At 42.1% G+C, this 9608-nt stretch carries 10 protein-coding genes; 7 read left to right on the top strand and 3 right to left on the bottom strand.

Annotation, left to right across the window (positions count from 1 at the left end):
• Positions 1–315 precede the first annotated feature (315 nt).
• Complete coding sequence (gene gmhB, locus Xets_RS04210) at positions 316–882, bottom strand: D-glycero-beta-D-manno-heptose 1,7-bisphosphate 7-phosphatase (protein WP_099133528.1); 567 nt, start codon at positions 880–882, stop codon at positions 316–318.
• A 178-nt stretch (positions 883–1060) separates the two neighbouring features.
• On the opposite strand from gmhB, the gene metN reads away from it, so the two are divergent.
• The 6 genes from metN to proS all read left to right on the top strand — a co-directional run bounded on the left by metN (position 1061) and on the right by proS (position 6738).
• Positions 1061–2092: a methionine ABC transporter ATP-binding protein MetN gene (gene metN / locus Xets_RS04205; protein WP_099133526.1), complete on the top strand. Its 1032-nt coding sequence runs from the start codon at positions 1061–1063 to the stop codon at positions 2090–2092.
• Positions 2085–2738: a methionine ABC transporter permease MetI gene (locus Xets_RS04200; protein WP_099133524.1), complete on the top strand. Its 654-nt coding sequence runs from the start codon at positions 2085–2087 to the stop codon at positions 2736–2738. Before metN ends, Xets_RS04200 begins: the two co-directional genes overlap by 8 nt.
• 166 nt (positions 2739–2904) lie before the next feature.
• Positions 2905–3720 (top strand): MetQ/NlpA family lipoprotein, encoded by an 816-nt coding sequence (locus tag Xets_RS04195; protein WP_099133522.1) that lies wholly within the window; start codon positions 2905–2907, stop codon positions 3718–3720.
• A 93-nt stretch (positions 3721–3813) separates the two neighbouring features.
• Positions 3814–4209 (top strand): Rcs stress response system protein RcsF, encoded by a 396-nt coding sequence (gene rcsF / locus Xets_RS04190; protein WP_187651197.1) that lies wholly within the window; start codon positions 3814–3816, stop codon positions 4207–4209.
• A gap of 22 nt (positions 4210–4231) precedes the next feature.
• Entirely contained in the window at positions 4232–4939 is a 708-nt protein-coding gene (gene tsaA / locus Xets_RS04185; RefSeq protein WP_099133518.1) for a tRNA (N6-threonylcarbamoyladenosine(37)-N6)-methyltransferase TrmO, read from the top strand.
• A gap of 77 nt (positions 4940–5016) precedes the next feature.
• A complete protein-coding gene (gene proS / locus Xets_RS04180; protein WP_187651196.1) occupies positions 5017–6738 on the top strand; it encodes a proline--tRNA ligase in 1722 nt (573 codons plus the stop codon).
• Positions 6739–6816: 78 nt separating this feature from the next.
• Here proS and nlpE read toward each other — a convergent pair whose 3' ends face one another.
• The gene (gene nlpE / locus Xets_RS04175; RefSeq protein WP_187651205.1) at positions 6817–7500 is read right to left on the bottom strand and encodes an envelope stress response activation lipoprotein NlpE; all 684 of its coding nucleotides are present in this window, start codon (positions 7498–7500) and stop codon (positions 6817–6819) included.
• A 311-nt stretch (positions 7501–7811) separates the two neighbouring features.
• Between nlpE and rof the strand changes: the two genes are divergently transcribed.
• Positions 7812–8075: a Rho-binding antiterminator gene (gene rof, locus Xets_RS04170; protein WP_099133514.1), complete on the top strand. Its 264-nt coding sequence runs from the start codon at positions 7812–7814 to the stop codon at positions 8073–8075.
• A 146-nt stretch (positions 8076–8221) separates the two neighbouring features.
• Here rof and tilS read toward each other — a convergent pair whose 3' ends face one another.
• Complete coding sequence (tilS, locus tag Xets_RS04165) at positions 8222–9583, bottom strand: tRNA lysidine(34) synthetase TilS (RefSeq protein ID WP_099133512.1); 1362 nt, start codon at positions 9581–9583, stop codon at positions 8222–8224.
• Positions 9584–9608 lie beyond the last annotated feature (25 nt).

The raw sequence follows: 9608 nt of genomic DNA, 5'->3' as shown, positions 1-9608 counted from the left end.
CAGGTCACTCTTTAAGACTTTAATCTTTTTTGCCTTTCGGCATATCGATAGTGTCTTGCGAGTGCCCACACAGATTGTCTGATTAATTTGTTAAAGAGCATTGGCAACCGGAAGTGCCTTCCGGGTTGCGAGGCTGCGTATCTTACGCTTTCCTCTTATCGTGTCAAGCCTTATTATTCAGGGCTTTTCACGTTGTCATCCCGACAGGTTTGTGTGTTTGTCGTGACAACGGAAGCGCATTATAGGGAGCTTTCTAATTTAGGCAAGTCTTTTTTGTGATTTTTTATTTAAACGCTCACAATTTAACCCAAAAGGTTATTTTTGCCTATTTTTTATTACATTTGGCAAGTCTGACAAGCTATTAACGACCAAATCCGCAACCTGTTCTGCTTCTTCTATTATTGGTTTTCCTGTACGAACAAGAACCTTGGTACCAACTTTCGCAGCCTTGGCTGCCAACATATCTTCTATTTTATCTCCTACCATATAAGAAGAGGACATATCGATATGTAATGCTTTCTGTGCATCTAACAACATACCTGGTTGTGGTTTACGACAGTCACAGCTCTTCTTATATTCTTCATCCTCTGCTTCTGGATGATGTGGACAATAATAGATGCCATCAAGATCAACCCCCCTATCTGCCAATGACCAATCCATCCATTCTGTTAATTGCATAAATTGATCTTCAGTAAAAATCTTACGTGCAATACCTGATTGATTGGTAACCAAAATCAGAGCGTAGCCCATTTTTTTCAATTCAAGCATGGCTTCAATAGCACCATCAATAAATTGAAAATTATCTATTTCATGTACATAACCATGATCGATGTTAATCGTGCCGTCACGATCTAAAAATACGGCGGGAATACCTTGAGTCACCTGATTACTCCAAGAATGTACCAAGTGGACAGTATCGCATGATTCATTACTGATTGAGAATGCAGCATTTAATTTATTCCTAGTTGACTTAGACGTCTAGACGCCTTAACATCCACTTTAATTCATGACTTGTTGAAATGTTCTCAAGTCATTCATCTTTACATCTAATAAGAAAAAAATGATAAGACTGACTCAGATAAATAAGATATTTCAACAAGGAACGCGCACGATAAAAGCGCTTTCAGATATCAACCTACATGTCCCGCAGGGACAAATATATGGTGTTATTGGTTCTTCCGGTGCAGGCAAAAGCACCTTAATTCGCTGTGTGAATATGCTTGAACGGCCGACTTCTGGTCAGGTATTAGTGGCAGGGCAGGATCTCACTTCTCTTTCAGAACGTGAGTTAACGCATGCACGTCGTCATATTGGCATGATTTTCCAGCACTTTAATTTATTGTCATCCAGAACCGTGTTTGACAACGTCGCGTTACCTTTGGAGCTTAATAACACGCCAAAAGCCGAAATAAAGGCTAGGGTTAACGAATTACTAGAGTTAGTTGGACTTACTGAAAAACATGATGCTTATCCTGCCAATTTATCGGGTGGTCAAAAGCAGCGTGTTGCTATTGCGCGGGCTTTGGCAAATTCTCCCAAAGTGCTTTTGTGTGACGAAGCCACCAGCGCTCTGGATCCAGCAACAACGCGCTCTATTCTGGAATTATTAAAAGACATTAACCGTCGACTGGGTTTGACCATTCTTCTCATTACCCATGAAATGGATGTTGTTAAACGTATCTGTGATCAAGTTGCCGTCATCAGTGGTGGTCAATTGATCGAACAAGATGTTGTGAGCGAGATATTTTCGCATCCCAAGACACCGGTTGCTCAGGAATTTATCAAATCTACGTTGCACTTGGATATTCCTGAAGATTATTTACAGAAGTTACAACCGGAATCCGCGCCTGATCGCAGTCCATTATTGAAGCTGGAGTTCACAGGTAAATCAGTTGATGCACCTGTAATCTCTATAGCCGTTCGCCGCTTTAATATCGACATCAGCATATTAAGTTCTCAAATTGACTACGCTGGCGGTGTGAAATTTGGGGTTATGCTGGCTGAATTAGATGGGGAAAACGATAGTATCAAATCAACAATTGCATTTTTAGAAGAGCATCATGTGAAAGTAGAGGTTCTCGGTTATGTCTGAAGGAATGATTTTATTAATGGCTAAAGGAGTCTGGGAAACCCTCGTTATGACTTTCGTCTCTGGTTTCTTTGGCTTTGTTATTGGATTGCCGGCGGGTGTGCTTCTATATGTTACTCGCCCTGGGCAGATAATTGAAAATGGCACGCTTTATCGCATACTTTCTGCATTGGTAAATATTACGCGTTCAATACCTTTTATTATTCTATTGGTATGGATGATCCCATTTACCCGTCTGATTGTAGGAACATCTATCGGCTTGCAGGCAGCCATTGTTCCGCTGACTGTGGGTGCGGCGCCGTTTATTGCTCGCATGGTGGAAAATGCATTGTTGGAAATCCCGACTGGCTTAATTGAAGCAGCGCGTGCAATGGGAGCAACCCCATTTCAGATCGTCAAAAAGATCTTATTGCCGGAAGCATTACCAAGTTTGATTAATGCCGCCACCATCACTTTAATTACATTAGTTGGTTATTCCGCAATGGGTGGCGCTGTTGGTGCCGGTGGCCTGGGCCAGATTGGCTATCAATATGGCTATATCGGCTACGATGCGACAGTGATGAATACCGTATTAGCATTATTAGTTGTTTTAGTGTTCTTAATTCAGGTCGGCGGTGATCATTTAGTGAAAGCCGTTAATCGCAAATAAATTATTTTCAACAAAATGGCAAGGCTTATACCTATACCCGACAAATTTCAAGTTGCTGCTTTATTGGCTGCAATTTGAAAGATGAAGGGAATAAGAGCCTCATTATAGTAGTACGCAGTAACTTGATAAGACAGGTTATAAATCAGTATTCAATAGGGGTGAAAATATGTCAGTAAAATTGAAATCCATTGCTACAATCAGTGCATTGTTAGGTACATTAATTCTTGCTGGTTGCGGACAAGAACAACGTGATCCAAACCATATCAAGGTTGGCGTTATTGCAGGACCTGAACTTAAAGTTGCTGAAGTTGCTAAACAAGTGGCTAAGGATAAATATGGCCTTGATGTTGAGCTGACTACATTCAATGATTACGTTCTGCCAAATGAGTCATTGAGTAAGGGGGATATTGATGTGAATGTCTTCCAACATAAGCCTTTTTTAGATCAGCAAGTGAAAGAACGTAACTACAAATTGGCAATTGTTGGTAACTCTTTCATTTTCCCAATGGCAGCATACTCTAAAAAAATTAAGTCACTGGATGAATTGCAAGATGGTTCTCAAATTGCCATCCCCAACGATCCGACTAACCAAGGCCGCTCTCTGCTGTTATTACAAAAACAAGGTCTTATCACTCTGAAAGAGGGTGTTGGTCTGCTGCCAACTATTTTGGACATTACCAGCAATCCTAAGCACCTAGATATCGTACAGTTGGAAGCACCACAACTACCACGTTCACTGGACGACCAAAAGATTGCTTTCGCTATTATCAATAATACCTATGCGGGGCAAATTGGTTTAACACCAGAGCAAGATGGGATTTTTGTTGAAGATAAAGATTCACCTTACGTAAATATTATTGTCAGCCGTGAAGACAATAAAGATGCAGAAAATGTGCAAAAATTCGTGAAAGCATACCAGTCTCCAGAAGTAGAAAAAGAAGCCAATGAAGTCTTCAAGGGTGGAGCAATAAAAGGCTGGTAATCTTTCCTATTCAGACAATCAAGATTAAAATCATTGGGTGGGTATTTTTATATCCACCCATTTTTATTAAATAAAATATGAGGATTCAACTCGATGCGTGTGTTACCTATCTGTTTCATAGCGCTCTTTATAGCCGGTTGTACTTCATCACCAACCCAGTCCAATAAATCTGGTATATCAGATCCGAAGTTGAAACATCAGTCAGTCAAGAAAAGTAAGATGCCCTCTTATGTCCGCCTCTATACCAAGCCGGATGAGCTTTTAGGTTTGCCATTTAAAGAGTTAGGTATTGTAGCCGGAGAATCCTGCCGTAATACGCTGCAAGACTCTCCCGCCAGTATTGCAACCGCACGACAAAATATGCTGACGAAAGCATCTTATCTAAACGCAAACGCAGTTTTACTTCATCAATGTGCAATTTTACCGGGTCAGGGTTGTTACCAAATTGCCATCTGTGAAGGCACTGCATTACTGACAACCAATAAATAATTATTATTAATAAAAAGCGCTTATGGCAGATTTTCATTTTACGCAAATAGGGACCATTCATTCTCCTTACAAAGAGAAATTTGCTATTCCCCGTCAACCGGGTTTGGTCGAAGATGGTACAGGGCAGCTAGAGTTACTTGCGCCTTACAACCAGGTTGATGCAGTACGCGGGCTGGAGCAGTTCAGTCATTTATGGATTATTTTTGTCTTCCATCAAACCATGGAGGGTGGCTGGAATCCATTAGTGCGCCCACCCCGTTTAGGAGGAAATGCCAAAATGGGCGTTTTTGCCACCCGTTCAACCTTTCGCCCCAATCCAATTGGCATGTCACTGGTGGAATTGAGAGATATTCAATGCGAGAACAACCGCGTTATTCTGGAACTTGGTAGTTTGGATTTGGTGGATGGTACACCAGTTATCGACATCAAACCTTACCTGCCTTTCGCCGAATCACGACCAGAAGCCAAGGCTGGTTTTGCCCAAGCCGCACCAGAGGCAGATATGGCAGTGAATTTCTCACCAGAAGCGGAATACCAACTTTTATCCCACAAAACCCATTATCCTCATTTGAGGCGCTTTATTAGCCAAGTATTAGCTCAAGATCCTCGTCCTGCCTACCGTAAAAAAGCGCAGGAAAACCGCCTATATGCCGCTCATATCTTGGATTTTAACGTCCGCTGGCGAGTTTTTAATACCACAACAGAAGTGGTTTCTATCGAACACCGCTAAAACTCCTTTTGACATCGCAAGCTCGCTGGTAGACTAGCGATTTGTCTTTATTTTTCGCTATCCAATGGAAACTTACTATGCGTACTAGCCAATATCTGCTCTCTACTTTAAAAGAGACGCCTGCTGATGCAGAAGTCGTCAGTCATAAACTGATGCTTCGTGCTGGAATGATCCGTAAACTCGCTTCAGGTCTGTACAACTGGATGCCGACAGGTGTCCGCGCGTTGAGAAAAGTTGAAAACATTGTTCGTGAAGAGATGAATAATGCGGGAGCGGTTGAGGTTTCCATGCCAGTAGTTCAGCCAGCAGATTTGTGGCAGGAAAGTGGCCGTTGGGAACAATATGGCCCAGAATTACTGCGTTTTGTTGATCGCGGTGAACGCCCTTTCGTTTTGGGACCAACCCATGAAGAAGTTATCACTGATCTGGTTCGTAACGAGGTCACTTCCTATAAGCAGCTTCCACTGAACCTGTTCCAGATCCAGACCAAATTCCGTGATGAAGTTCGCCCACGTTTTGGTGTCATGCGTTCACGTGAATTTATCATGAAAGATGCATACTCTTTCCACACCAGCCAGGAGTCCCTGCAAGAAATTTACGATAAGATGTACGATGCCTACAGTAAGATCTTTACCCGCATCGGCTTAGATTTCCGCGCAGTTCTGGCTGATACGGGTTCAATCGGTGGCAGTGCTTCCCATGAATTCCAAGTCCTGGCAGACAGTGGTGAAGATGATATCGTTTTCTCTACCGAGTCTAACTATGCAGCTAATATTGAATTAGCGGAAGCAGTTATGCCATCTCAAGAGCGTACAGCTCCATCTGAAGAGATGCGCCTGGTCGATACACCAAACGCCAAAACGATTGCTGAGCTGGTCGAACAATTCAATCTGCCAATTGAAAAAACCGTTAAGACTCTGATCGTTCACGCCGCAGAAGAAAGCGGACATAAACTAGTTGCCTTGCTGGTACGCGGTGATCATGAACTGAATGAGATCAAGGCAGAAAAATTGCTTTTAGTCGCCAGCCCGCTCACTTTCGCTACCGAAGAAGAAATCCGTACCATCGTGAAAGCAGGCCCAGGCTCTTTAGGTCCGGTCAACCTGCCGATACCTGTCATTATTGACCGCAGCGTATCTGTCATGAGTGATTTTGGTGCAGGCGCCAATATTGATGACAAACACTATTTCGGCATTAACTGGGAGCGTGATTTACCATTACCAGAAGTGGCTGATATCCGTAACGTCGTTGAAGGTGACGCTAGCCCAGATGGTAAAGGAACGCTGTTAATCAAGCGTGGTATTGAAGTGGGTCATATCTTCCAATTAGGCACCAAGTACTCTGATGCTTTGAAAGCAACGGTGCAAAACGAAGATGGGCACAATCAAGTTATCACTATGGGGTGCTATGGGATTGGTATCACCCGTATCGTTGCAGCAGCCATTGAACAGAACCACGATGATCGTGGCATTATCTGGCCAGATGCCATAGCCCCATTCCAAGTAGCTATTCTGCCAATGAACATGCATAAATCTTACCGTGTTAAAGAAGTCGCCGAAAAATTATATGCAGACTTACGTGCCAGCGGCATTGATGTCATTATCGATGATCGTAAAGAACGCCCTGGTGTTATGTTTGCTGATATGGAACTGATCGGTGTACCACATACTCTGGTTATCGGTGATCGTAACTTAGATAACGGTGAGATCGAATATAAACACCGCCGCACTGGTGATAAGCAGATTCTGAAACTGGAAAATATTGTTGATTACCTGAAAAGCCATATTCAACAAGCTTAATTTCGTTTGTCAGCTTTTAAGAAAACCTGTGTATTCATTACGCAGGTTTTTCAATAGATTATACGTCGCTGTTATGTGTTATTTCTTAGTATGACAGGAAGCAGCTTTGTCAAAACGAATTTTACCTGTTTGGACCACTGCATTATCAAACAAGCCATCTTCCATTGAAGGACGAACCGTATAATAGCCCTCTATTTCCACATAAACAGGGGTTCCACCTTCTACTCCCATGGCGCTATAGCCACGTTCTAAATCGATATTTTCCGCAGCATCATAACGCCTTCCAGTACCACATTCCGTAAAGAGAGCAGAATCAGCAAAATAGCTGTATTCTCCTGCCAGCTTTTTCGGTTTGACTTTATCTAATTCATAATTGAAGCTTGATTCAATTGGCTCGCCATCGATATCCAGCATAACCAAATTTTCGCCTTTCATCTGATAATAAGATTTTTGGCCGTCTTGCTGACTTAACACAACCTTTTTACCGTTTATCACCCAATGACCTGTTTCAAAGAACGTATTTTTCTCATCTTTGGCTTCCAAATAGGTTTGCCCCAATATATATGTCCCATCTTTAGCAAGTTGTAAGGTGGTCTCAATACCTGCACAATCCGCACAAGGTACAACACCACTAAACACGTTTTCGGTTGACTGAGACTTTTCCTGAGATACAGGGCTATCCTGGGTTACGGAAGTATTCTGACATCCCGCAGCGGTGAATACACCAGCAACCAACAATGCAAGCAATATTTTTTTATTCATCATTTGATCCAATAAATTCAAAAAGATAATCATTGACTTTCACGCAAAGCATAAACTTTACATAACAAAATTGACATTACTCTACTGGGTTCCAAAATGCACGGAAAGAGCAATCAAATAGTATGACTTTATTTTATTGTGTAATGGTAAGATACAGGTTCAATCCGCTTCCTGTTTTAACGAAATTCTCACCGACTTATTCAGTAATCACGGAAAGCTTACTGTGCTATAGTCGTAAGTAGCATTTTGCATTTGATTTTGGTCAATCACGGGCGGCACGATAACCGCCACTAACATAGTGGTGAGCAAATATGTCTATAGATAACGAAGAATATCAACCAATTAACTGTGATGATTACGATAACCTTGAGCTAGCATGCCAACGCCAGCTACATTTACACCTCCAATTGCGAGGTGGTGACACATTTGAAGGAAAAGCTAATAAACTGATTTTAAGAAAAAAAATTGAATATCTTCTCATCGATTCAAATGAAGGAACCCGTGAATTAAGGTTAGATTACATTATCAGTTTCAGCAATCCAGAAATTGGAACGATTGTTATCGAGCATTCTTAAATCTGATCGCTAATAACGATGAGAACCTTCTCCCCAAAGTCCTTATATAAGATAAGGACTTTTTATGTAAAAAGAAATCTTCATAGACCAATCAATAAGTCGTTATAGTCAACTCTACGTTTATCACTACGTGACTAACCATGCTATTAAATATGATGTGTGATTTTCTTCCACTGAACTGAAATTCCTTCGCCATCAGGCAAATTCTGCCCTTCTTTAGTGATGAAAACTCCCAGCGCAGCTATCAGTTTTTCGTTGTAATAGAGCAAAGGCGTTCTCTCCCTGAGCCAAGGTGCAACCCCAAATTCTTGCCACAGTTTTTTACTGTGGCGGGAATGTTGCCGTCCCACAATGCTAATATTGCCCTGGACACTATTACCCTGAAAACCAAAACGAATTGTCACTTGCTCATTACTGTTTGGCTTTCTCACTGTAATACCGTTTTCTTTAGAACAAAACAGCGTTCCCAATCCATCTGGTAACATCAATTCCTGCTGTAAATCCCATTCAAGAATAGTTCCCGCCAGATTCTGGTATTGGGGAAGTAGCCAAAGTTGCTGCCGATAACGACGAATATCATATTGCCCTAACCTAAAACGCGGCTCCGCATCTTGTCTGGCAAGTGCTACTTCTGACCAAATTCGTTGAAGTTGCTCACGTGCCGGCATTTTTACCCCACACTGATGGAGCCACCGCCGCAACAACGCATTTCGTTTTGCTTCAGAACTGTTTTCCAAAGGAGGAATAGAGATCGAACCTTCCGCTGTAATCAATAAATCCAAAGATTCTTTCAGTAATTCATCCAGCAATTGTTCTTGCTCTCCACACAAGCTGGCACTGCGGGAAACCGCTTGTGAGAAATGAGGCCAACGCTGATTGAGTAACGGCATGATATTTAGACGCAGGAAATTGCGGTCATAACGATCATCTTGATTACTGTCATCCTCTACCCACTGTAATTTTTGTATCTGTGCATACTCTTCCAATTCTGCACGACTTACATTTAGCAATGGACGAATCAATGTTGTTCCCGCAAATGGCATTCTGGCAGGCATGGAAGATAATCCCGCCGGACCGCTGCCCCGTTTCAATGCTAGTAAAAACGTTTCTGCCTGGTCATCAAGATGCTGTGCCGTGATTAAAATTTCATCCTGCTGTAGCTCACGTTGGAATGCGTGATAACGCGCATGTCTAGCCGCAGCTTCAATCCCATTCTGGCGAGTATTAAGCTGGACTTTTTCGGTTCGGAAATCTACCTGCCAGTCAGCACAAATCTGACGACAATGTTCGACCCATAAATCCGCCTTTGGGTTTAAGCCATGGTGAATATGGATTGCCCTTAGCGCCATTCGTTCACTATTCAATTGATGAGATTGGGTTCGCAAACGAACAAGTAAATGCAGCAATACGGAGGAATCTAATCCACCGCTAAATCCGACCAAAATTTTTTTATGCTGGCCAATCTGTTCTGCCAATGTCATAAGCAAAAGATCATGAATATTTACCATTATGGAGCCAAACCTTTCTTCATTT

The organism is Xenorhabdus sp. TS4 (assembly GCF_014467265.1).
In the GTDB taxonomy this organism is placed as follows: domain Bacteria; phylum Pseudomonadota; class Gammaproteobacteria; order Enterobacterales; family Enterobacteriaceae; genus Xenorhabdus; species Xenorhabdus ehlersii.
Note: the sequence above shows the minus strand (reverse complement) of the source record. Positions and strands in the feature narration are given on the sequence as shown.